The organism is Streptomyces sp. NPDC001816 (genome assembly GCF_042892235.1).
Lineage (GTDB): Bacteria > Actinomycetota > Actinomycetes > Streptomycetales > Streptomycetaceae > Streptomyces.
Genome location: NZ_JBIATY010000016.1, coordinates 131718 through 153685 on the forward strand (window position 1 = coordinate 131718; position 21968 = coordinate 153685).

The following is a 21968-nucleotide window of genomic DNA, read 5'->3' on the forward strand; positions in this document are numbered from 1 at the left end:
CGCACGCCCCCGTCGGCCCGCCCTCCCCGGCTGTCACTACTGTGTCTGCGTTGGCGAACGCCAACGGCGCGCCATTGCACCGGTCTTGGTCGGGACAACGCGTCACAACGCGCAGCACGGCGGTGCAAAGCATCGCAACGGGGAAGGACGGGGATCGCCCGCCATGGAGACACTGCAGCCGGACGACCCACGGGAGTTGGGCAGTTACCGCATGCTGCGCCGGCTCGGAGCCGGCGGCATGGGCCGGGTCTACCTGGCCCGTTCGCCCGGCGGCCGCACCGTCGCCGTGAAGGTCGTACGCCCCGACCTCGCCGCCGACGCCGACTTCCGCCGGCGCTTCCGGCACGAGGTGGAGATCGCCCAGGCGGTCTCCGGCCACTACACCGCCTCGGTCGTGGACGCCGACCCGGACGCACCGCTGCCGTGGCTGGCGACCTCGTACGTGCTCGGTCCGGACCTGACGGACGTCGTGGACGCGCACGGTGCGCTGCCCGAGCACACCGTGCGCGCGCTGGGCGCCGGGCTCGCGGCCGCCCTCCAGGAGATCCACGCGGCCGGTCTCATCCACCGTGACCTCAAGCCCTCGAACGTCCTCCTGGCCGCCGACGGCCCCCGCGTCATCGACTTCGGCATCGCGCGGGCGGTGGACGGCAACCGGATGACCCAGACCGGCGTCGTGGTCGGCTCGCCCGGCTACCTGCCCCCGGAGCAGGCCCTGGGCCAGGACGTCGGCCCGGCCGGCGACGTCTTCTCGCTCGGTGCCGTCCTCGCCTTCGCCGCCACCGGCCGCAACGTCTTCGGCGACGGCGCCGCCTCGCACGCCGCGATGCTCTATCAGGTCGTCCACGGCGAACCGGATCTGACGGACGTACCGCAGTCCCTGCTCGGTCTGGTGCGGGCCTGTCTGCTCAAGGACCCGGCCGCCCGGCCCGGCCCCGCCGAGATCGTGGCGGCGCTGGCCCCGCAGGGCGTCGAGGGCGTGCTGAGCGACTGGCTGCCCTCGGCGGTGGCGTCCACCATCGCCACGCACGCGGCCGGGATCCTGGACCTCGACCTGGAGGCACCGGAGCAGCCGGCCGCGACACCCTCTTTCGGTCCGGCACCGACGATGCCGGCCGCCGCGGTGCCGTCGTCGGGTACGCCGGCGACGGGATACGGCTACCCGCCGGCGGGTACGCCCGCGGCCGGGTACGGCTACCCGCCGGCCGGCACGCCCGCGCCCGTCTACGGCACGCCCGCCCCGGGCCACGACACCCCGCAGCCCGGCACCGTCCGGCTCGGCGCCACGGACGCCTCCGCCCCGGCCCCCACCCGCCGCCGCGCCCTCTCCTACGCCCTCGGCGGGGCCGGCGTCGCCGTCGTCGGCGGGGGCGCGGCCTGGTGGCTGTCCCGTAAGGACGGCGACACCGGCACGTCCGACGGCCCGCGCAGCCAGGGCAGTTCCGGCGAGCCGGCCGCCGAGACCTTCACCACCCCGCCTCCCGGGGTGGCCCCGCAGCCGCTGTGGCACAAGAGCGCCGCCGAGGACAGCACCGCGACCTCCGTACCGCTCGTCACCTACGACGGACTGCTCCTGGTCAGCGGCGACCCGCTGGTGGCGTACGACGTGCAGACCGGCAAGCGGCGCTGGTCCAGGAAGGACATCTGCCGCTCGGGAGCCCCGCTCCTCTTCCACAGCGGCAAGGTGTTCCTGGCCGACGGCGACTTCGACGGCGTCCTGGTCGCCTACGACGTACGGACCGGCGACGAGGCCTGGCGCAGCCGGCTCGGCAAGAAGTTGAAGATCGAGCGGACGATCGCCATCGACGACAAGAACGTCTACGTCACGCTGACCGACTACGGCCAGGCGAAGAGCGCCACCAAGTACCGCACGGCCGTCGCCGCGGTCAGCCACAGCACGGGCCGGACCACGTGGCTGCAGCGACGCGACTGGGGCACCAAGGACTACGACGTCGAGGGCACCGTCTCCGGCAAGTACCTCGTCTACGCCGACTCCAACTACAACCTCACCGTGCGCGACACCGCCACGGGCGGGCAGCTGTGGACCAAGAAGATCGGCGACGACTGGAGTTGGCAGCCCACGGCCGCGAACGGGCTGGTGTTCCTGCCGGGCGAGGAACTGACCGCCGTGGACCTCGAGACCGGCAGGACACGCTGGACGCTCTCGTCGAACGGCCGCCGCGGCTTCAACAACCCCACCGTCATCGACGGCGTCCTCTACGCCACTGACTACGACCGCGGCATCTGGGCCGTAGACGTCAAGGACGCCAAGCGGATCTGGCTCTGCGAAGAGGGCAACCGCGTGCCCAGAGAGACGTTCCTGAAGGCCGGGACGACGCTGTACGCGGCCGCCGGCGCGCTGGGCGGCGGCATCATCTCCCTGGATGCCAGGACCGGCAAGGTCCGCTGGACCTGGGTCGACAACACCGACGCCACCGACTACTGGCAGATCGCCCGGTCCGGCAGTCGGCTGCTGGTGACCGGCGGCCAGGAGGTCTACGCGATGCCGGCTGTCTGAGACCGGCCGCCCCGACCGGCCGCACTCCCTAGGATCTCCCCGTGAGCATGGACGCGTTGGCCCTCGTCGCGGCGCTGTGGGGAGCGGTCGCGGGCGCGCTGCTGCCGCGGGCCGCCTACCGGTTCGCCGCCCCGGACGAGGAGCCGTGGCGAAAGCTGTGCCCGGACGGCCACCCGATCCGCGGGTGGCTCGGCTGGGCACGGTGCGGCGAGTGCGCGCGGACGCCGGACGACGCGTCCGCCGCCCTGGCCACCCTCACCGCCCTCATCTGTGCCGCCCTCGCCGCCGCGACCGGCACCCGGCCCGAGTTGGGGGTCTGGCTGCTGCTCGCGCCGGTGTGGGTGCTGCTGGCAGAGGTCGACCTGCGGGTGCGGCGGCTGCCCGACCCGCTGACCCTGCCGCTCGCGGCCGCCGGGCTCGCCCTGCTCGGCCTCGTCGCACTGCTGCCCGAGCACGCGGGTCACTGGCTCACCGCGCTGTACGGCGCCCTCGCGCTCGGCGGCGGCTACTACGTGCTGTACCTGATCAACCCGGCCGGCATGGGCTTCGGCGACGTGAAACTCGCCCTCGGCATGGGCGCCGTCCTCGGCTGGTACGGCTGGCCGACCGTCCTGCTCGGCACCTTCGCCGGCTTCCTGTTCGGGGCGTTGTACGGCGGTGGCCTGGTCGTCGCGCGACGAGCGGGCCGCAAGACGGCGATCCCGTTCGGGCCCTTCCTCATCGTCGGAGCCCTCGCCGGGCTGCTGATCGGCGCGTACGCGGCCTGAGCGCGGACGGCAGAAACGCCTGGCGTAGGCTGGATCAGTCCGTCCACAACCCTTGACGAAAGGGCCCTCTGGTGACCGAGAAGGCCGACCTCCAGTCTGTCCTCGACCGTGCCGCCGCCGGTGGGCGGATCACCGCGGAAGAGGCGCTCGTCCTCTACCGCGACGCCCCGCTGCACGCGCTGGGCGCCGCCGCCGACGCCGTACGCCGCCGCAGGTACGCGGGCGTCGAGCACATCGCGACGTACATCATCGAGCGCAACATCAACTACACGAACGTGTGTGTCACGGCATGCAAGTTCTGCGCCTTCTATGCGGCCCCCAAGGACACCGCCAAGGGCTGGACCCGCGACCTCGACGACATCCTGCGCCGCTGCGCGGAGACCGTGGAACTGGGCGGCACCCAGATCATGTTCCAGGGCGGCCACCACCCGGACTACGGCGTCGAGTACTACGAGAAGCACTTCAAGGCCATCAAGGACGCCTTCCCGCAGCTGGTGATCCACTCGCTGGGCGCCTCCGAGGTCGAGCACATGGCCCGGATCTCCGGGGTGTCGGTCGAGGAAGCCATCACCCGGATCCACGAGGCGGGCCTCGACTCCTTCGCGGGCGCCGGCGCCGAACTGCTGCCCGCCCGCCCCCGCAAGGCCATCGCGCCCCTCAAGGAGAGCGGCGAGCGCTGGCTGGAGATCATGGAGGCCGCGCACCGGCTGGGTGTGGAGTCCACGTCCACCATGCTCATGGGCACGGGCGAGACGAACGCCGAGCGCATCGAGCACCTGCGCATGATCCGGGACGTACAGGACCGCACGGGCGGCTTCCGCGCCTTCATCCCGTACACCTACCAGCCCGAGAACAACCACCTGAAGGGCCGCACCCAGGCGACCCTGTTCGAGTACCTGCGGATGATCGCGATCGCCCGCCTCTTCCTGGACAACGTCCAGCACATCCAGGGCTCGTGGCTGACCACCGGCAAGGAGGTCGGCCAGCTGTCCCTGCACTACGGCGCGGACGACCTGGGCTCGATCATGCTGGAGGAGAACGTGGTCTCCTCGGCCGGCGCCAAGCACCGCTCCAACCGGCTGGAGATCATCGACCTCATCCGCAAGGCGGGCCGCGTTCCGGCGCAGCGCGCCACGACCTACGAGCACCTCGTCGTGCACGACGACCCGGCGAACGACCCCGTCGACGAGCGGGTGATGTCGCACATCTCGTCCACGGCGATCGAGGGCGGCACGGCTCACCCCGAGCTGAAGCTGCTGGCGTCCAACTAGAGCCGACCAGAACCGACCAGAGCCGACCAGAGCTTCCGTGCTGACACTTCACGTTGCCGAACAGTCGCCCGAGACGGCGGTCGTGGTCGACGGGGCGTCCGTCGCCGCCGTCGGCCCGTACCAGCAACTGGCCGCCGCCCACCCGCGGGCGAGGGTGCGGCGCTGGCCCGGCATCCTGACCCCGGGGCTGCTGAACCCGTACGGCCCGGAGCTGCTGGAGGCCACGTACCATCCCGACCCGCGCGAGGCCGATGCCCTCGGTACCGAGCCCATCGGCGGGGAACGGGCGCGGGAGATCCTCCGCAGCGACCCCGCGCGCCTCGGTGCGAGCGCGCGGCGCGGGGTGCAGCGGATGCTGGCGCACGGCACGGTGGCAGTGGCCGGGGAGCTGCGAACGCGGGCTGCGGTCGACGCGGTGCGCAGAGCCGGGCTCGCGGTGGGACAGCGGCCGGACCGCCTCCCGGGCCCGGTGGCGCTGTCCCCGACCCCGCTGATCCTGCTGCCCAGGCTGGTGCCGGGCGGTCCCGCCCGGTTCGCCGTGTTCGATGTCGCGGACCGCGCCGAACTGGTCCGGCGCGGCGCCGGGACCTGCGTGGCGACCGTGATCGGCGGGCGGCTGGTGTACCGCGGTCGCTGATCACGTCTCGTACAGGCACGAGATCGCCCTGATCCCCGCAACTGATCCCGTGAGGCCGTGCTGCAAGAATGGGCGGGTGACCCGCGCTTCCCTGAACAAGCAGCCGCACGAAGTCGCCTCGATGTTCGACGACGTGGCGGAACGGTACGACCTGACGAACGACGTGCTGTCGCTCGGCCAGGACCGGCGCTGGCGCAAGGAGGTGGCGACGGCGGTCGACGCGCGCCCCGCGCAGAAGATCCTCGACCTGGCGGCCGGTACGGCGACCTCCTCGCTGCCCTTCGCGCAGACGGGCGCGTACGTGGTCCCCTGCGACTTCTCGCTGGGGATGCTCCAGGTCGGCAAGAAGAAGCACACCTGGCTGCCGTTCACGGCGGGCGACGCGACGAGGCTGCCGTTCAAGGACGACACCTTCGACGCCGTCACGATCTCCTTCGGGCTGCGCAACGTGCAGGACACGGACGCGGCGCTGCGTGAGATGTACCGGGTGACCCGGCCCGGCGGGCGGGTGGTGATCTGCGAGTTCTCGCACCCGACGTGGGCGCCGTTCCGGACCGTCTACACCGAGTACCTGATGCGAGCCCTGCCGCCGGTCGCGCGCGCGGTGTCCTCGAACCCGGACGCGTACGTCTACCTCGCCGAATCCATCCGCGCCTGGCCCGACCAGCCCGCGCTCGCCGAGCGGCTGCGCAAGGCGGGCTGGTCGAAGGTGGCCTGGCGCAACCTGACCGGCGGTGTGGTCGCGCTGCACCGGGGCTTCAAGGAGAGCTGAGCCCCGGCGGCGGGCGCCGGCCTCTCACCGGTCGATCATCTCGAAGGCGTCGCCGGGCTCGCCCAGTTCGCGTTGCATTCCGCCTCTGGGCGGCCGGGGGATGCGTGGCTCGCGCACGCCTCCGCCGCCCTCACCCTCACCGAAGTCGAACCACACGTACACCATGGAGTCCCGCGGCACCTCGGCGCCGGGCTGCGGGTACTGCCGTACGACGTAGTCGACGACCGTCAGGTGGAAGTCCGGGCGGTCCGGCGCGTTCAGGAACAGACCCCGCGCCTGGGCCGTCTCGCGCGCGTCCACGGCCATGAGGCCGACCAGACGAGGAACGCGCACTTCGGGTGTTTTGGGTGTTATGCGCACAGATGTCACCCCCAGCGGTACTGGCAGGGTAACCCGGGCGCGTGCCGCCCGGAAGCGTCATGTGGCTTTCTGTAACACTCCGTTACTCTGAGTCACAGATCAAGTCGGTAGCAGTGTCCCTCGCGTTCCGAGGACGGAGTCACGAACGTCTCCGCGAGCCGCATGCCGAGGCGCCGGGTGACCGCGATGGAGCGCTCGTTGCGCGCGTCGACCATCGCCACCACGTGCGGCACCCCCAGCGCCCGCAGCCGCTCCAGGGTCGCCCCGGCGGCCGCCGAGACGTATCCCCGGCCCCAGTGCGCCCGGCCGAGCCGCCAGCCGATCTCGATCTCGCCCGATGGCCCCCACTCGTGCGGCCACGGCTGGGCCCCGGTGAAACCGACGACGTCACCGGAGTCGTCCAGCACCGACCACAGACAGAACCCCCGCTCCGCGTCGTGCCGGCGCTGGCGCGCGGTCAGCTCCTCGTAGAGCGAGAGTTCGGCGGACCTGCCGCCGTGGAACTCCATGACCTCGGGGTCGTCGAAGACCCGGTGCCAGGCGAACGCGTCCTCGTCGGTGGGCACTCGCAGCTGTACTGCGGGGAGAGCTCGGTTCACGGGGCAGCCCTTCAGCCGGGTGATCAATTCTGCTGAATAGACTGCCCATGTCCAGTGCCGGTCGGCACGCAGATTTCTAACCTTGGGGAGATCCCGCCGTGACCGAGCCCCTCTCCGACAACACCGCCGATGTGATCGTCGTGGGCGCGGGGCCAGCCGGCTCCACCACCGCGTACCACCTCGCCAAGGCCGGACTCGACGTTCTCCTGCTGGAGAAGACCGAGTTCCCCCGGGAGAAGGTCTGCGGTGACGGCCTCACCCCGCGCGCGGTCAAGCAACTCGTGGCCATGGGCATCGACATCTCCGAAGAGGCCGGCTGGCTGCGCAACAAGGGCCTGCGCATCATCGGCGGCGGCTCGCGACTCCAGCTGGACTGGCCGGATCTCGCCGCCTACCCGAACTACGGTCTCGTCCGCAAGCGCGACGACTTCGACGAGCAACTCGCCCGCCAGGCCCAGAAGGCGGGAGCGCGGCTCTTCGAACTGTGCAACGTCAGCGGTCCGGTCATCGACGACCGCACGGGCCGCATCACCGGCGTCACCGCCAAGCTCGGCGAGGAGAAGCGCGAGGTCACCTTCCGCGCGCCGCTCGTCGTCGCCGCCGACGGCAACTCCACCCGCCTGTCCCTGGCGATGGGCCTGCACCGCCGCGAGGACCGCCCGATGGGCGTCGCGGTGCGCACGTACTTCACCTCGCCGCGCCACGACGACGACTACCTGGAGTCCTGGCTGGAACTGTGGGACCGCCGCGGCTCCCAGGACCGTCTGCTGCCCGGCTACGGCTGGATCTTCGGCATGGGCGACGGCACCTCCAACGTGGGCCTCGGCGTGCTCAACACCTCCGCCTCCTTCAAGGAGCTGGACTGGCGCGAGGTCCTCAAGGCCTGGTGCGCGTCCATGCCCGAGGAGTGGGGCTACACCCCCGAGAACATGACCGGCCCCATCCGCGGCGCCGCCCTCCCCATGGCCTTCAACCGCCAGCCGCACTACACCAAGGGCCTGCTGCTCGTCGGCGACGCCGGCGGCCTGGTGAACCCCTTCAACGGCGAGGGCATCGCCTACGCCATGGAGTCCGGCCAGATCGCCGCCGACGTCATCGTCCAGGCCCACGCACGGGCCACGCCCGCCCAGCGCGAGATCGCCCTGCAGCGCTACCCGCGCGTCCTCAAGGACACCTACGGCGGCTACTACACGCTCGGCCGTGCCTTCGTGAAGCTCATCGGCAACCCGAAGGTCATGCAGATCGCCGCCCAGCGCGGTCTCACCCACCCGCAGCTGATGAAGTTCACCCTGAAGCTCCTCGCGAACCTCACCGACCCGACGGGCGGCGACGCGATGGACCGCATCATCAACGGGCTGAGCAAGGTGGCCCCGAAGGCGTGATCAGGCGCTGAGAGCCACCGCGTTGGCGGTCCGGCGGGCGTACACCTCGTCCCGCCGGTCCGCCATCTGCTGCAGCGCGTCCTTTTTCTCCCGCTTGGAGAGCCGGTCCAGGTAGATGTACCCGTTGGTGTGGTCGGTCTCGTGGGCGAGGCAGCGCGCGAAGTACCCCGTGCCCTCGATGACCACGGGTTCGCCGTCCTTGTCCTGCCCGCGCACGACGGCCCGGTCCGGCCGCGGTACGGCCATGACGGCGCCCGGCACCGACAGGCACCCCTCGCCCTCGTCCAGCAGCCGCCGGCCGCTCAGGTGCGTCTCCAGCACGGGATTGACAATGTGGCCGACATGCCGGTTTCCGTCGTCATCGGGGCAGTCGTACACGAACAGGCGCAGATCGACCCCGACCTGATTCGCCGCCAGCCCCGCCCCCTCGGCGACATACATGGTGAGGAACATGTCGTCGATGAGCGCGGCGAGGTCGGGCCCGAACTCCGTGACATCCCGGCAGGGCTTGTGCAGCACCTCCTCGCCGACCTCGGTGATACGGCGCACCGCACCGCGCCCAGCCTCAGGGGCGTGACGCGGGTAGTGGTCGGCCGGGGTGCCCTGGACGAAAACGCGTGGCATCGCTGTGTCTCCCTGTGCTTGTGAGGATGCTGTGGGTGACAGGACAGCGGCTTCCGGCCTCCGGCGCCCCTCCCTGCCCTCCAGGGCTCATGACAACAGAACACGCGCAGCAGTCACAGGGGCTCGCCGGACACGTCGGCACCTCCCGGAGACGCTTCCTGATGGCGGCCGGGGAGCGGTCGCCGGGGGTGTGGCCGGTGCCGCCTTGGAACGGCCTTCACGGCGGCCGCGGCGACCCCGGCCGTCGGCATGCGGGTCGCCGTCCTGCCCAGCTGAAGGACGGGCCGGCAGGACAGTGCTCAGGGGCGAGGACCGGCTCGGCTGGTTCATGGACCCCGCGGTGACCGGCCTGGGCGGCCCCGACCCGCAGAACCGGGAACGGCTCCTCATCCACCCCACGGGGACGCTCTACAACCGTCCGTCGGCGCAGACGGCGGTGCCCAACTTCTTCCTCGCCGGCGACTACGTCCGCACGGATGTGGACCTGGCGACGACGGAGGGCGCCGACGAGTCCGCGCGCCGGGACGTCAACGCCCTTCTGGGTGCGGACAATTCGGACATCGAGCGCTGCTGATGAGCCCAATAGGGCGAATTTGCCCGGATCGCCCTGGAGATGAGGGGACGGGATGAGCCCGAAGGGCCGCTGCCCCCGAGCGGCTGCGGCCCTGCGCGCGTGAGTGGTGTGCCGAGTGCTCAGAGCACCCGCACGGCGCCGGTCGGCGGGTCGTACGACAGCGGCTTCTCCACGATGCCCGTGGACGAGTTCTGCGCACCGACGAACATGCCGTCGCCGGCGTAGATCGCCACGTGGTACGCGCTGCCCGCGCTGCCCCAGTAGAGGATGTCGCCCGGCTGCAGGTTGCTCAGCGAGACCGGGGTGCCCTGGGTCGACTGGTCCTGGGAGACGCGCGGCAGGCTGATGCCGACCTGCTTGAAGGAGGCCTGCACGAGGCTGGAGCAGTCCCACGCGTTGGGGCCGGAGGCGCCCAGAACGTAGCTCTTGCCGATCTGCGCCTTGGCGAAGGCGAGGACCGCCGCAGCCGAACCGGTGGCCGTGGACGAGCCGGTGGAGGTGCTCGTGCCGGTGTTCGCCGTGGTGGAGAGCGTCGTCCGCTCCGCGCTGCGCGAGGCACGCTCGGCGGCGGCCTTGCGGGCGGCCTCCTGAGCCTTCTTCTTGGCCTCCGCCGCCTTCTGCTTCGCGTCCGCGAGGTCCGACTTGGCCTGCTTCGCGGCGTTTGCGGCGGCCTGGTCACGCTCGGCCTGCAGCTGGTAGTTCGCGGCGGCCTGCTGCGTGGCGTCCGCGGACTGGGCGACCTGAGCGGCCAGGTCGGCCGTCAGGGTGGGCAGTTCGAGGGTCTGCGTCACCGGCTCGGCAGCGTTCGCCGAACCGGACGCACCGGCGACTGCCAGGGTGCCGAGGACGCCACTGGCGACTCCGGCTCGCACGGCGATGGTCGAGGCGCTGCTGCGGCGGGGCTTCCGGTGGCTGCGTATGTGAGCGGTGTGGGACATGGGAATAACCGGTACCAGGGGCTCCTTCATATCTTCAAGAAACGTGTGCTGCGCCACAGTTGTTCAATCGAGACCTCGAAGCCCGGGCGTGTCGCTCTTTATTGACGCCGTAACGGACATTGCGGACGACCGTGATCAAGCCTTTGATCACGGCCTTTGATCATTACGTCCGAATTGCCCCGCACCTACCACTGGTTCGGGTCGATGGCCAAGCCCGGTTCTCGGACCGCTCTCATGGATGTGGCGGAGGTCACGGAACGGTTACCGGAAGGGTGGCGTCACGCGCGGGCGGCAGCTCGTGAACGTGTGCACGCATTCGCCGCGCGTCCACATCCCGCCTCGGAGCTCCCCCTGATGTGTGAACGCGGTCCTCTATCAGGACCCCGGGTTCAGCACCAATTTGCATGCAGCGGAACTCTCTTGATATGGAGACGACCCCTCCGGCCTGCGACGACGAGCGAAAATGTCACTTCTGGTGATCACCTGAACGCTTCGCGTGCGAAGATCACCCATCATCCGACTTCATGATCCTTCGTCAGGTGGTGGAGATCACAAAGCTTGTGTAATACCCCGTGTCGCAGATCACAGAGTGGCGGGCATAAGATGCGAGGCAGTTGGGCTTGTGACCTGCTTCACATGTTCTCGATCTTCGCCCGGGACGACCGGGGCTCGTGGGACCGGTGAGGCGGGTGTGAGCCCAGTGCAACCGCCACCAGTCAGTGCCGACTGAGAGGAGCGAGGAGCGGTGAACGCGTATGCGCCCATCCTCGTACTGGGAGCCCTCGGGGCAGGCTTTGCGATCTTCTCCGTGGTCATGGCCACGCTGATCGGTCCGAAGCGGTACAACCGCGCCAAGCTCGAGGCCTACGAGTGCGGTATCGAGCCGACCCCCACGCCGGCCGGCGGCGGGCGCTTCCCCATCAAGTACTACCTGACGGCGATGCTCTTCATCGTCTTCGACATCGAGATCGTCTTCCTCTACCCCTGGGCCGTCACCTTCGACGCCCTGGGGATTTTCGGGCTCGTGGAGATGCTGCTCTTCGTGCTCACCGTCTTCGTCGCGTACGCGTACGTATGGCGGCGCGGCGGCCTGGAATGGGACTGAGGGGCCTTTAAAGACATGGGACTCGAAGAAAAGCTGCCGAGCGGCTTCCTGCTGACCACCGTCGAGCAGGCCGCGGGCTGGGTGCGCAAGGCGTCCGTCTTCCCCGCCACCTTCGGCCTGGCGTGCTGCGCCATCGAGATGATGACCACCGGCGCCGGCCGCTACGACCTCGCGCGCTTCGGCATGGAGGTCTTCCGCGGCTCGCCGCGCCAGGCGGACCTGATGATCGTCGCCGGCCGGGTCAGCCAGAAGATGGCGCCGGTGCTCAGGCAGGTCTACGACCAGATGCCCAACCCCAAGTGGGTGATCTCCATGGGCGTCTGCGCCTCCTCGGGCGGCATGTTCAACAACTACGCGATCGTCCAGGGCGTCGACCACATCGTCCCCGTCGACATCTACCTCCCCGGCTGTCCGCCGCGGCCCGAGATGCTGATGGACGCGATCCTCAAGCTCCACCACAAGATCCAGACCTCCAAGCTCGGCGTGAACGCCGAGGAGGCGGCCCGCGAGGCGGAGGAGGCGGCGCTCAAGGCCCTGCCCACGATCGAGATGAAGGGGCTGCTGCGGTGAGCGACGCGAACGGCACCAACGGCGCGAACCGGTCCGCGAACGGGGTGAACCCGGAGAAGGACCTCTCCGCCTCCAACCTCCCCGGCCAGCGCGGCCAGGGCGGCGAGGAGATCCGCGTCCAGCGCGGCATGTTCGGCGCCGCGGGCGGCGGCGACACCTCCGGCTACGGAGGCCTGGTCCGCTCGGTCCGACTCCCGGGTCCGGCGAACCGGCCCTACGGCGGCTGGTTCGACGAGGTCGCCGACGAACTGGAGGGCGCCCTGGAGGAGCAGGGCCTCCTCCCGGAGAACGCCATCGAGAAGACGGTCATCGACCGGGACGAGCTGACCTTCCACATCGAACGCGAGCACCTGGTCCGCGTCGCCCGCACCCTGCGCGACGACCCGGCCCTGCGCTTCGAGCTGTGCACGGGCGTCAGCGGCGTCCACTACCCGAGCGACAAGGGACGCGAGCTGCACGCCGTCTACCACCTGCGCTCGATCACCCACAACCGGCTCGTCCGCCTCGAGGTCAGCGCCCCCGACAGCGACCGGCACATCCCGTCCCTGGTCTCCGTCTATCCGACCAACGACTGGCACGAGCGCGAGACCTACGACTTCTTCGGGATCGTCTTCGACGGTCACCCGGCCCTGACGCGGATCATGATGCCGGACGACTGGCAGGGCCATCCGCAGCGCAAGGACTACCCCCTCGGCGGCATCCCCGTCGAGTACAAGGGCGCCCAGATCCCGGCTCCGGACCAGCGGAGGTCGTACTCGTGAGCACGCAGTCAGCATCCGCGGCCTCCGCCGCTTCGGCGCGCGAGACCACCGAGGGCACCGTATATACGGTCACCGGTGGCGACTGGGACGAGGTCGTCCAGTCCGCGGCCCGCGCCGACGACGAGCGCATCGTCGTCAACATGGGTCCCCAGCACCCGTCCACCCATGGGGTGCTCCGCCTGATCCTGGAGATCGAGGGCGAGACGGTCACCGAGGCCCGCTGCGGCATCGGCTACCTCCACACGGGCATCGAGAAGAACCTCGAGTACCGCACGTGGACGCAGGGCACCACGTTCGTGACGCGCATGGACTACCTGACGTCCTTCTTCAACGAGACCGGCTACTGCCTCGCCGTCGAGAAGCTCCTCGGCATCGAGGACCAGATCACCGAGCGCGCCAAGATCATCCGGGTGCTCCTCATGGAGCTGAACCGGATGTCCTCCCACCTGGTGTGCATCGCCACCGGCGGCATGGAGCTGGGCGCCACCACGATCATGATCTACGGATTCCGTGATCGTGAAATGATTCTCGACATCTACGAGCTCATCACGGGCCTGCGCATGAACCACGCGTACATCAGGCCCGGCGGACTCGCCCAGGACCTGCCGCCCGGCGCGGTGGACCAGATCCGCGAGTTTGTGAAGAAGATGAAGAAGAACCTCCCGGAGTACGACAAGCTCGCCACCGGGAACCCCATCTTCAAGGCCCGTATGCAGGACATCGGCTACCTCGACCTGGCCGGCTGCATGGCCCTCGGCGCCACCGGCCCGATCCTGCGCTCCGCCGGCCTGCCGCACGACCTGCGCAAGGCCCAGCCGTACTGCGACTACGAGACCTACGACTTCGACGTCCCGACCGCCGACAGCTGCGACGCCTACGGCCGCTTCCTGGTCCGCCTGGAGGAGATGCGCCAGTCGCTCAGGATCGTCGAGCAGTGCCTGGACCGGCTCCAGCCCGGCCCGGTCATGGTCGCCGACAAGAAGATCGCCTGGCCCGCCCAGCTCGCCCTGGGACCGGACGGACTCGGCAACTCCCTCGACCACATCAAGAAGATCATGGGCACCTCCATGGAGGCCCTGATCCACCACTTCAAGCTGGTCACCGAGGGCTTCCGCGTCCCGCCCGGACAGGCGTACACGGCCGTCGAGTCACCCAAGGGCGAACTCGGGGTGCACGCCGTATCCGACGGCGGCACCCGCCCCTACCGGGTCCACTTCCGCGACCCGTCCTTCACCAACCTGCAGGCCATGGCGGCGATGTGCGAGGGCGGCCAGGTCGCCGACGTCATCGTCGCCGTGGCGTCCATCGACCCCGTGATGGGAGGCGTCGACCGGTGACCACCTCTTCTTCGGAGCGGGGCGTCAGCCTGGGCATGCCCGAACTGCCCGCACCCGCGTACCCGGACGACGTCCGGGCCCGGCTGGAGACGGACGCGCGCGAGGTGATCGCGCGCTACCCGGACTCCCGGTCCGCCCTGCTGCCGCTGCTCCACCTCGTGCAGTCGGAGGAAGGGCATGTCACGCGCACCGGAATGCAGTTCTGCGCGGACATGCTCGACCTGACCACGGCCGAGGTCACCGCCGTCGCCACCTTCTACACCATGTACCGGCGCAGGCCGTCCGGTGACTACCAGGTGGGCGTGTGCACCAACACGCTGTGCGCGGTGATGGGCGGCGACGCGATCTTCGAGACCCTCCAGGAGCACCTGGGCGTCGGCAACGGCGAGACCACCGACGACGGCAAGGTCACCCTGGAGCACATCGAGTGCAACGCGGCCTGCGACTTCGCGCCGGTCGTGATGGTCAACTGGGAGTTCTTCGACAACCAGAACCCCGCCAGCGCCAAGCGTCTGGTGGACGACCTGCGCGCCGGACGGCCCGTGCAGCCCACGCGCGGGGCGCGGCTGTGCACCTTCAAGGAGACCGCGCGGATCCTGGCCGGTTTCCCCGACGAGCGGCCAGGGGCCGTCGAGGAGAGCGGCGGTGCGGGACCCGCTTCGCTGGTGGGCCTTCGCCTGGCAAGGGGAGAGGCCGCACCCGCGCGCGTGGTCCATCCGCGCGGCCAGGAACCAAAGGACGCTCCGTCCGCGGGCCGGTCCGAGGAGGAGGGGGAGTGATGACCGTGACCGAACTCAAGGACACCAGCCCCGAGAAGCTGCTCGCACCCGTGCTGTCGGCCTTCTGGGACGAGGACCGGTCCTGGACTCTGGACGTCTACCGGAGGCACGAGGGGTACGAGGGTCTCCGCAAGGCGCTCGCCATGTCGCCGGACGACCTGATCGCGTACGTCAAGGACTCAGGTCTGCGCGGGCGTGGCGGCGCGGGATTCCCGACCGGAATGAAGTGGCAGTTCATTCCCCAGGGTGATGGAAAACCGCACTATCTAGTTGTCAACGCCGACGAGTCGGAGCCCGGGACCTGCAAGGACATCCCGCTCCTCTTCGCGAATCCGCACAGCCTCATCGAGGGCATTGTGATCGCGTGCTATGCCATCAGGTCGTCGCATGCCTTCATCTATCTGCGTGGTGAAGTCGTCCCCGTTCTGCGGCGGTTGCACGAGGCCGTGCGCGAGGCCTACGCGGCGGGATACCTCGGCGAGAACATCCTGGGCAGCGGACTCGACCTCGAACTCACCGTGCACGCCGGCGCCGGCGCGTACATCTGCGGTGAGGAGACCGCACTGCTCGACTCGCTCGAAGGCCGCCGTGGTCAACCGCGGCTCCGTCCCCCCTTCCCTGCGGTGGAAGGCCTCTACGCCTGTCCGACTGTGGTGAATAACGTCGAATCGATCGCGTCAGTTCCCGCCATCCTGAAAAACGGCAAGGACTGGTTCAGGTCGATGGGGAGCGAGAAGTCGCCCGGCTTCACGCTCTACTCGCTCAGCGGTCACGTCGCGAGCCCCGGCCAGTACGAGGCGCCGCTCGGCATCACGCTCCGCCAGCTCCTCGACATGAGCGGCGGCATGCGGCCCGGGCATCGCCTCAAGTTCTGGACGCCGGGCGGCTCCTCGACACCGATGTTCACCGACGAGCACCTCGACGTCCCGCTCGACTACGAGGGAGTGGGCGCAGCGGGTTCCATGCTCGGCACCAAGGCCCTGCAGTGCTTCGACGAGACGACCTGCGTGGTGCGGGCGGTGACCCGCTGGACCGAGTTCTACGCCCACGAGTCCTGCGGCAAGTGCACACCGTGCCGTGAAGGGACGTACTGGCTCGTGCAGTTGATGCGGGACATCGAGGCCGGCAAGGGCGTCATGTCCGACCTCGACAAGCTGAACGACATCGCCGACAACATCAACGGCAAGTCCTTCTGCGCCCTCGGCGACGGCGCCGCCTCGCCGATCTTCTCCTCGCTCAAGTACTTCCGCGAGGAGTACGAGCAGCACATCACGGGCCGGGGCTGCCCCTTCGACCCGGCAAAGTCGACGGCCTGGGCCGACCGCCCGGAGGTGAACGCATGACCGTGACCACCAGCGCTCCCTCCGGAGGGGGAGAGGCGGCGGTCCCGCCGGAGGACCTCGTCACGCTGACGATCGACGGCGTGCAGATCAGCGTGCCCAAGGGCACCCTGGTCATCCGCGCCGCCGAGCAGCTCGGCATCGAGATCCCCCGCTTCTGCGACCACCCCCTCCTCGACCCGGTCGGCGCCTGCCGCCAGTGCATCGTCGAGGTCGAGGGCCAGCGCAAGCCGATGGCGTCCTGCACGATCACGTGTACGGACGGGATGGTGGTGAAGACTCAGCTCACCTCCCCGGTCGCCGAGAAGGCGCAGCACGGTGTGATGGAGCTGCTGCTCATCAACCACCCGCTGGACTGCCCGGTCTGCGACAAGGGCGGCGAGTGCCCCCTGCAGAACCAGGCCATGTCGCACGGCAACGCGGAGTCCCGCTTCGAGGGTCGCAAGCGGACGTACGAGAAGCCCGTCCCGATCTCCACACAGGTGCTGCTCGACCGTGAGCGGTGCGTGCTGTGCGCCCGCTGCACCCGCTTCTCCAACCAGGTCGCGGGCGACCCGATGATCGAGCTGCTCGAGCGCGGCGCGCTCCAGCAGGTCGGCACCGGCGAGGGCGACCCGTTCGAGTCGTACTTCTCCGGGAACACCATCCAGATCTGCCCGGTCGGCGCGCTCACCTCCGCGGCCTATCGTTTCCGCTCCCGCCCCTTCGACCTGGTCTCCTCGCCGTCGGTGTGCGAGCACTGCTCCGGTGGCTGCGCGACCCGCACCGACCACCGGCGAGGCAAGGTCATGCGGCGGCTCGCCGCCAACGACCCCGAGGTCAACGAGGAGTGGATCTGCGACAAGGGACGCTTCGCGTTCCGGTACGCGCAGCTCAAGGACCGCCTCGACACCCCGCTCGTACGTAACGCCGAAGGTGTCCTGGAGCCCGCCTCCTGGCCGGAGGCGCTGGAAGCGGCCGCGCGCGGGCTGACCGCAGCCCGCTCCCGGGCCGGTGTCCTCGTCGGCGGCCGCCTGACCGTCGAGGACGCCTACGCGTACAGCAAGTTCGCGCGCGTGGCGCTCGACACGAACGACATCGACTTCCGCGCGCGCGTGCACAGCGGCGAGGAGGCCGACTTCCTGGCGGCCCGGGTCGCCGGCCGCGGCCGTGACCTCGACGGTACGGGCGTCACGTACACCTCCCTGGAGAAGGCGCCCGCAGTCCTGCTCGTCGGGTTCGAGTCGGAGGAGGAGGCGCCCGGCGTCTTCCTGCGGCTGCGCAAGGCCTGGCGGGGGCACAAGCAGCGGGTGTTCTCGCTGGCCACACACGCCACCCGCGGCCTGGAGAAGGCGGGTGGCACGCTGCTGCCGGCCGCTCCCGGCACCGAGACCGAGTGGCTGGACGCCCTCGCGAGCGGTGTCGGCCTGGAGGAGCCCGGTACGAAGGCCGCCGAGGCACTGCGTGCCGAGGGCGCGGTGATCGTCGTGGGAGAGCGGCTCGCCGCGGTGGCCGGCGCACTCACCGCCGCCGTACGCGCCGCCTCCGCGACCGGCGCACAGCTGGTGTGGATCCCGCGGCGGGCGGGCGAGCGCGGCGCCGTCGAGGTGGGCGCGCTGCCGTCGCTGCTGCCGGGCGGCCGCCCGGCGACCGACCCGCGCGCGCGGGAAGAGGTCGCCGCCGTCTGGGGACTCTCCGAACTGCCCCTGCGCTACGGCCGCGACACCCACCAGATCATCGAGGCCGCGGCCACCGGCGAACTGTCGGCCCTGGTGGTCGCCGGCGTCGAGGCCGCCGACCTGCCCGACCCGGCACGCGCGCGCGAGGCGCTCGACAGCGTCGGCTTCCTGGTGTCGCTGGAGCTGCGGCCCAGCGAGGTCACCGAGCACGCCGACGTCGTCCTGCCGGTCGCCGCGGTCGCCGAGAAGGCCGGCACCTTCCTCAACTGGGAAGGCAGGGTCCGCTTCTTCGAGGCCGCGCTCAAGCCCGACCAGATGACCCGCCGCCTCGCCCCGACGGACGGGCGGGTGCTGCACATGCTGGCCGACGCCATGGCCCGCGCCGAAGGCGCTGATGGACGCTGTCACCTGGGCCTGCCGGACCTGCGCACCGCGCGCGCGGAGATCGACCGGCTCGGTGCCTGGGACGGCCCGCGCGCCTCCGAGCCCATGGAGACCGCGACCGCGCTGCCCCGCCCCGCCGCGGGTGAGGCCGTACTCGCCGGACACCGGCTGCTGCTCGACCACGGTGTCCTGCAGGAGGGCGACGAGGCGCTCGCCGGCACCCGGCACGCCGCACGCGCGCGGGTGTCGTCGGCGACCGCCGCCGAGGTCGGCGTCAGCGACGGCGCTCTCCTCGCCGTCACCGGGTCGGCCGGCACGGTCCAACTTCCCCTCCAGATCACCGAGATGCCCGACCGGGTGGTCTGGCTCCCGCTGAACTCCGTCGGCTCGGGCGTCGCCTCCGACACCGGCGCGCAGCCCGGCTCCCTCGTCCGTATCGGCCCGGCGGCACGCGCCGACGCGGCCCCCAAGGAGGTGGAGGCATGAGCCCGTACCTCGCCGCTGAAGACCTCTCGATGTTCGGCAGCGACCCCTGGTGGCTGGTCGTCGTCAAGGCGGTGTTCTGCTTCGCCTTCCTGATGGTGACCGTGCTGTTCTCCATCGTCTGGGAGCGCAAGGTCGTCGCCTGGATGCAGCTGCGCATCGGCCCGAACCGGCACGGCCCCTGGGGCATGCTCCAGTCGCTCGCCGACGGCATCAAGCTGATGCTCAAGGAAGACATCATCGTCAAGCGCGCGGACAAGGTGGTCTACGTCCTCGCGCCGATCGTCGCGGCCATCCCGGCCTTCATGGCGATCGCGGTGATCCCCTTCGGTCCGGCCGACGACGAGATCTCGATCTTCGGGCACCGCACCACGATGCAGCTGACCGACCTGCCGATCGCGATGCTCTACATCCTCGCGGTCGCCTCCGTCGGCATCTACGGCATCGTCCTCGCGGGTTGGAGTTCCGGATCCACCTACCCGCTGCTCGGCGGCCTGCGCTCCTGCGCGCAGATGATCTCCTACGAGATCGCCATGGGCGCCGCGTTCGCCTCCGTGTTCCTCTACTCCGGCTCGATGTCGACGTCGACGATCGTCGAACAGCAGCAGGACCGCTGGTACATCCTGCTGCTGCCGGTCTCCTTCATCCTCTACATCGCCACGATGGTCGGCGAGACCAACCGCGCCCCCTTCGACATGCCGGAGTCCGAGGGCGACCTGGTCGGCGGCTTCAACACCGAGTACTCCTCGATCAAGTTCGCGATGTTCATGCTCGCCGAGTACGTGAACATGGTGACGGTCTCGGCCGTGGCGACCACCCTGTTCCTCGGCGGCTGGCGCGCCCCGTGGCCGATCAGCGGCTTCTGGGAGGGCGCGAACCACGGCTGGTGGCCGCTGCTCTGGTTCGTCATCAAGGTCCAGCTGCTGCTGTTCTTCTTCATCTGGCTGCGCGGCACGCTCCCGCGCGTGCGCTACGACCAGCTGATGAAGCTCGGCTGGAAGGTCCTCATCCCGGTCTCGGTGACCTGGCTGATGCTCGTCGCGACCGTGCGGGCGCTGCGCAACGAGAACTACGACTTCGCCGACATCGCCCTCTACGTCGGCGGCGGGGTCCTGGCCCTGCTGCTGATCTCCTTCATCGCCGACATGTTCCGCGAGAAGGCGAAGACGGCCGAGCAGCCCGCCGCCCAGCAGCCCGGGTTCGACCCGATGGCGGGCGGATTCCCCGTACCGCCGCTGCCCGGACAGGAGCTGCCGCCGGTGCCGAGGCGCCGCTCGCGCCGAGACCGGGAGCTGATTGTCAGTGGCGGGTCGGACACTGTCAGTGACGGATCTTCGGATGGAAAGGAGGCGTCCGATGGCTGAGGAGCCCAAGGAGACCAAGCCCGGTTTCCAGAATCCCGTGGCCGGCTTCGGCGTGACCTTCAAGGCCATGTTCAAGAAGCGGCTGACGGAGCAGTACCCGGAGCAGCAGAAGACCACGGCTCCGCGGTTCCACGGACGGCACCAGCTCAACCGCCATCCGGACGGCCTGGAGAAGTGCGTCGGCTGCGAGCTGTGCGCCTGGGCCTGCCCCGCCGACGCCATCTACGTGGAAGGCGCCGACAACACCGACGAGGAGCGCTACTCCCCGGGCGAGCGGTACGGCCGCGTCTACCAGATCAACTACGCCCGCTGCATCCTGTGCGGGCTGTGCATCGAGGCGTGCCCCACGCGCGCGCTGACGATGACCAACGAGTTCGAACTGGCCGACTCCAGCCGCGCCAACCTCATCTACACCAAGGAGCAGCTGCTCGCCGGCCTCGAAGAGGGCATGGTCGACACACCCCACGCGATCTTCCCGGGCACCGACGAACAGGACTACTACCGGGGCCTGGTGACGGAGGCCGCACCGGGGACCGTACGGCAGGTGGCCGTCTCCAAGGGCGAACAGCCCGAGGATGAGGAGGTGGACGCATGAGCCCGCAGCTCGCGGCCTACACCACCTCCACCGGTGAGGCCTTCCAGTTCTGGGTCCTCGGCACGATCGCGGTGATCGGCGCCCTGTGCACCGTCTTCATGAAGAAGTCCGTGCACAGCGCGCTCTCCCTCGCCGGGACCATGATCATCCTGGCGATCTTCTACCTCGCCAACGGCGCCTACTTCCTCGGGATCGTGCAGATCGTCGTCTACACCGGCGCGATCATGATGCTGTTCCTCTTCGTGGTGATGCTCGTCGGCGTCACGGCCGCGGACTCGCTGAAGGAGACCATCAAGGGCCAGCGCTGGCTGGCCCTTCTGTGCGGGGTCGGCTTCGGCGTCCTGCTGTTCGCCGGCATCGGGAACGCCTCGCTGAAGGAGTTCAACGGCACCGGCCAGGCGAACGCGCACGGCAACGTGGAGGGCCTCGCCGCCCTCATCTTCACCAAGTACGTCTTCGCCTTCGAAATCACCGGCGCCCTGCTGATCACGGCCGCCGTCGGCGCCATGGTGCTCACCCACCGCGAGCGCACCGAGCGCGCCAGGACGCAGCGCGAGCTGGCCGAGCAGCGCGTCCGCGAGGGCAAGCACCTGCCGCCGCTGCCCGCCCCCGGTGTCTACGCCCGGCACAACGCCGTGGACATCGCGGGCCTGCTGCCCGACGGCACCCCGTCCGAGCTGACCGTCAACAAGACGCTGCGCGAGCGCGGCCAGATCCGTGACGTGTCGGCGGAGGCGCTGGGCGACCTGCGGGCCCTGGAACAGCGCGCCGAGGAGCGCCTGGAACGGACCGAGATCGAGCCGACGACGTTCAAGCGGTCCGAGGAGGCGTCGAAGTGAACCCCGTCAACTACCTCTACCTCGCCGCTCTCCTGTTCACCATCGGCGCGACCGGGGTGCTGATCCGGCGCAACGCGATCGTCGTGTTCATGTGCATCGAGCTGATGCTCAACGCCTGCAACCTCGCGTTCGTCGTCTTCTCCCGGATGCACGACAACCTCGACGGCCAGATCATCGCCTTCTTCACGATGGTCGTCGCCGCCGCGGAGGTCGTGGTGGGCCTAGCGATCATCGTGTCGCTGTTCCGTACCCGCCACTCGGCCTCGGTCGACGACGCCAGCCTGATGAAGCTGTAAGGGGTCGGAAGAATC

Annotated in this window: 22 protein-coding genes; 18 read left to right on the top strand and 4 right to left on the bottom strand. The window is 69.9% G+C overall.

The genetic code is table 11. The features are described from left to right. Nucleotides 1–163: 163 nt before the first annotated feature. The 5 genes from ACFYZZ_RS39990 (at nt 164) to ACFYZZ_RS40010 (ending at nt 5965) form a co-directional block, all read left to right on the top strand. Nucleotides 164–2518, top strand: a complete 2355-nt coding sequence (locus ACFYZZ_RS39990; protein ID WP_389187369.1) for a PQQ-binding-like beta-propeller repeat protein — start codon at nt 164–166, stop codon at nt 2516–2518. A gap of 47 nt (nt 2519–2565) precedes the next feature. Then, on the top strand, nt 2566–3285 hold the full coding sequence (locus ACFYZZ_RS39995) for a prepilin peptidase (protein WP_389187624.1): 720 nt from the start codon (nt 2566–2568) through the stop codon (nt 3283–3285). A gap of 71 nt (nt 3286–3356) precedes the next feature. Continuing rightward, nucleotides 3357–4556, top strand: coding sequence for a cyclic dehypoxanthinyl futalosine synthase (mqnC, locus tag ACFYZZ_RS40000; protein WP_389187372.1), 1200 nt, complete (start codon nt 3357–3359; stop codon nt 4554–4556). Between the two features lie 37 nt (nt 4557–4593). Next, a complete protein-coding gene (locus ACFYZZ_RS40005) occupies nt 4594–5193 on the top strand; it encodes a hypothetical protein (protein ID WP_389187375.1) in 600 nt (199 codons plus the stop codon). 76 nt (nt 5194–5269) lie between these two features. Further along, nucleotides 5270–5965, top strand: a complete 696-nt coding sequence (locus ACFYZZ_RS40010) for a demethylmenaquinone methyltransferase (RefSeq protein WP_386577104.1) — start codon at nt 5270–5272, stop codon at nt 5963–5965. A 24-nt stretch (nt 5966–5989) separates the two neighbouring features. On the opposite strand, the gene ACFYZZ_RS40015 is transcribed toward ACFYZZ_RS40010, so the two are convergent. Next, on the bottom strand, nt 5990–6298 hold the full coding sequence (locus ACFYZZ_RS40015) for a PASTA domain-containing protein (RefSeq protein WP_386577105.1): 309 nt from the start codon (nt 6296–6298) through the stop codon (nt 5990–5992). 119 nt (nt 6299–6417) lie between these two features. Further along, complete coding sequence (locus tag ACFYZZ_RS40020) at nt 6418–6924, bottom strand: GNAT family N-acetyltransferase (protein ID WP_389187380.1); 507 nt, start codon at nt 6922–6924, stop codon at nt 6418–6420. Between the two features lie 98 nt (nt 6925–7022). Here ACFYZZ_RS40020 and ACFYZZ_RS40025 point away from each other — a divergent pair, with 98 nt between their 5' ends. Next, on the top strand, nt 7023–8306 hold the full coding sequence (locus ACFYZZ_RS40025; RefSeq protein ID WP_389187384.1) for a geranylgeranyl reductase family protein: 1284 nt from the start codon (nt 7023–7025) through the stop codon (nt 8304–8306). On the opposite strand, the gene def is transcribed toward ACFYZZ_RS40025, so the two are convergent. Next, a complete protein-coding gene (gene def, locus ACFYZZ_RS40030; protein WP_389187387.1) occupies nt 8307–8930 on the bottom strand; it encodes a peptide deformylase in 624 nt (207 codons plus the stop codon). Nucleotides 8931–9225: 295 nt separating this feature from the next. Here def and ACFYZZ_RS40035 point away from each other — a divergent pair, with 295 nt between their 5' ends. Further along, entirely contained in the window at nt 9226–9504 is a 279-nt protein-coding gene (locus ACFYZZ_RS40035; RefSeq protein WP_389187390.1) for a hypothetical protein, read from the top strand. A gap of 119 nt (nt 9505–9623) precedes the next feature. Here ACFYZZ_RS40035 and ACFYZZ_RS40040 read toward each other — a convergent pair whose 3' ends face one another. Continuing rightward, the gene (locus tag ACFYZZ_RS40040) at nt 9624–10442 is read right to left on the bottom strand and encodes a C40 family peptidase (RefSeq protein WP_389187393.1); all 819 of its coding nucleotides are present in this window, start codon (nt 10440–10442) and stop codon (nt 9624–9626) included. Nucleotides 10443–11187: 745 nt separating this feature from the next. Between ACFYZZ_RS40040 and ACFYZZ_RS40045 the strand changes: the two genes are divergently transcribed. From ACFYZZ_RS40045 to nuoK, 11 genes are read left to right on the top strand one after another with little or no spacing between them, the layout of a single operon-like run. After that, entirely contained in the window at nt 11188–11547 is a 360-nt protein-coding gene (locus ACFYZZ_RS40045; RefSeq protein ID WP_003992243.1) for an NADH-quinone oxidoreductase subunit A, read from the top strand. A 15-nt stretch (nt 11548–11562) separates the two neighbouring features. Continuing rightward, nucleotides 11563–12117: an NADH-quinone oxidoreductase subunit B family protein gene (locus ACFYZZ_RS40050; RefSeq protein ID WP_023547484.1), complete on the top strand. Its 555-nt coding sequence runs from the start codon at nt 11563–11565 to the stop codon at nt 12115–12117. Next, nucleotides 12114–12878 (top strand): NADH-quinone oxidoreductase subunit C, encoded by a 765-nt coding sequence (locus ACFYZZ_RS40055; RefSeq protein ID WP_389187397.1) that lies wholly within the window; start codon nt 12114–12116, stop codon nt 12876–12878. Before ACFYZZ_RS40050 ends, ACFYZZ_RS40055 begins: the two co-directional genes overlap by 4 nt. Further along, nucleotides 12875–14215, top strand: coding sequence for an NADH-quinone oxidoreductase subunit D (locus tag ACFYZZ_RS40060; protein WP_389187400.1), 1341 nt, complete (start codon nt 12875–12877; stop codon nt 14213–14215). Before ACFYZZ_RS40055 ends, ACFYZZ_RS40060 begins: the two co-directional genes overlap by 4 nt. Next, nucleotides 14212–14994 (top strand): NADH-quinone oxidoreductase subunit NuoE, encoded by a 783-nt coding sequence (gene nuoE, locus ACFYZZ_RS40065; protein ID WP_389187403.1) that lies wholly within the window; start codon nt 14212–14214, stop codon nt 14992–14994. Before ACFYZZ_RS40060 ends, nuoE begins: the two co-directional genes overlap by 4 nt. Then, nucleotides 14994–16337, top strand: a complete 1344-nt coding sequence (gene nuoF / locus ACFYZZ_RS40070) for an NADH-quinone oxidoreductase subunit NuoF (protein WP_386577114.1) — start codon at nt 14994–14996, stop codon at nt 16335–16337. Before nuoE ends, nuoF begins: the two co-directional genes overlap by 1 nt. Then, complete coding sequence (locus tag ACFYZZ_RS40075; RefSeq protein ID WP_389187407.1) at nt 16334–18862, top strand: NADH-quinone oxidoreductase subunit G; 2529 nt, start codon at nt 16334–16336, stop codon at nt 18860–18862. The genes nuoF and ACFYZZ_RS40075 overlap by 4 nt, the downstream gene beginning before the upstream one ends. Next, nucleotides 18859–20223, top strand: coding sequence for an NADH-quinone oxidoreductase subunit NuoH (nuoH, locus tag ACFYZZ_RS40080; RefSeq protein ID WP_389187410.1), 1365 nt, complete (start codon nt 18859–18861; stop codon nt 20221–20223). Before ACFYZZ_RS40075 ends, nuoH begins: the two co-directional genes overlap by 4 nt. Next, nucleotides 20216–20818 carry an NADH-quinone oxidoreductase subunit NuoI gene (gene nuoI, locus ACFYZZ_RS40085; protein WP_389187413.1) on the top strand — a complete coding sequence of 201 codons (603 nt, stop codon included), beginning with the start codon at nt 20216–20218 and terminating at the stop codon, nt 20816–20818. The genes nuoH and nuoI overlap by 8 nt, the downstream gene beginning before the upstream one ends. After that, nucleotides 20815–21657 (top strand): NADH-quinone oxidoreductase subunit J, encoded by an 843-nt coding sequence (locus tag ACFYZZ_RS40090; RefSeq protein WP_389187415.1) that lies wholly within the window; start codon nt 20815–20817, stop codon nt 21655–21657. Before nuoI ends, ACFYZZ_RS40090 begins: the two co-directional genes overlap by 4 nt. Beyond that, a complete protein-coding gene (gene nuoK / locus ACFYZZ_RS40095) occupies nt 21654–21953 on the top strand; it encodes an NADH-quinone oxidoreductase subunit NuoK (protein WP_386577119.1) in 300 nt (99 codons plus the stop codon). Before ACFYZZ_RS40090 ends, nuoK begins: the two co-directional genes overlap by 4 nt. The last annotated feature ends 15 nt before the right edge of the window (nt 21954–21968 follow it).

Excerpts from the sequence above, each read along its gene's own strand:
- ACFYZZ_RS39990 (WP_389187369.1), top strand. The coding sequence starts at position 164 with ATGGAGACACTGCAGCCGGACGACCCACGGGAGTTGGGCAGTTACCGC.
- ACFYZZ_RS39995 (WP_389187624.1), top strand. The coding sequence starts at position 2,566 with ATGGACGCGTTGGCCCTCGTCGCGGCGCTGTGGGGAGCGGTCGCGGGC.
- def (WP_389187387.1), bottom strand. The coding sequence starts at position 8,930 with ATGCCACGCGTTTTCGTCCAGGGCACCCCGGCCGACCACTACCCGCGT.
- ACFYZZ_RS40040 (WP_389187393.1), bottom strand. The coding sequence starts at position 10,442 with ATGTCCCACACCGCTCACATACGCAGCCACCGGAAGCCCCGCCGCAGC.
- ACFYZZ_RS40050 (WP_023547484.1), top strand. The coding sequence starts at position 11,563 with ATGGGACTCGAAGAAAAGCTGCCGAGCGGCTTCCTGCTGACCACCGTC.
- nuoF (WP_386577114.1), top strand. The coding sequence starts at position 14,994 with ATGACCGTGACCGAACTCAAGGACACCAGCCCCGAGAAGCTGCTCGCA.
- ACFYZZ_RS40075 (WP_389187407.1), top strand. The coding sequence starts at position 16,334 with ATGACCGTGACCACCAGCGCTCCCTCCGGAGGGGGAGAGGCGGCGGTC.
- nuoH (WP_389187410.1), top strand. The coding sequence starts at position 18,859 with ATGAGCCCGTACCTCGCCGCTGAAGACCTCTCGATGTTCGGCAGCGAC.
- nuoI (WP_389187413.1), top strand. The coding sequence starts at position 20,216 with ATGGCTGAGGAGCCCAAGGAGACCAAGCCCGGTTTCCAGAATCCCGTG.
- ACFYZZ_RS40090 (WP_389187415.1), top strand. The coding sequence starts at position 20,815 with ATGAGCCCGCAGCTCGCGGCCTACACCACCTCCACCGGTGAGGCCTTC.